The sequence below is a fragment of the Vibrio sp. 10N.222.55.C6 genome, from assembly GCF_041473395.1.
Lineage (GTDB): Bacteria > Pseudomonadota > Gammaproteobacteria > Enterobacterales > Vibrionaceae > Vibrio > Vibrio crassostreae_C.
Map to the genome: position 1 here is coordinate 1 of NZ_JBFRSD010000521.1, position 612 is coordinate 612.

Below are 612 nucleotides of genomic sequence, written 5' to 3' on the forward strand. Positions count from 1 at the left end.
TACCAAGAGGTCGATATTGATGGCATAACACTGTGTACGATGCGGTCATGGACGAATAAGCTAGAAAAACTGGCGCGTGAGGATACGTGGGCGTGTGCACCAATTTGTGAAAAAGCATTGTTGGTGTTATCTGTACTCAATGACCACTATCGCTCAGAATCGGGGGATATTCACCTCACGCCTCGGTTTAAATTTGATGGCTCAGTTGGCAGGGGTGACAATATAAAGCGCCAGCTAAAGGATACAGTATTGAATACTGTTAACATTAGGGGTCTATGGGGGTTTTATGGTAAACACCTTGATATTCGTTATATTCCAGATGAAATGGATGAACTGTATAACCTATTAAATCCTGTCGTGCCAAAGATATATTACCCTATCAAAGAGAATGGTAGTGGAGAATTGTACTGGCACTTTTCAACTCACTCATTAAGACGAACATTTGCCCATTTTGTTGTTGGGCATGGTTTGGTATCACTCGCATCATTAAAACACCAGTTCAAGCACATTAATCTATCTATGACTGCCATTTATGCCAGTCATTCAGAAGTTTTGACGCTCATGGGCATAAAAAAGCCAGCAGAAATCAAGAAGCAGATTGAAGTGCAATAT

Annotated in this window: 1 pseudogene; it reads left to right on the forward strand. The window is 41.0% G+C overall.

The window, feature by feature from the left end:
- Window positions 1-612, forward strand: a pseudogene (locus AB4486_RS24880) (site-specific integrase); the annotation flags it as partial.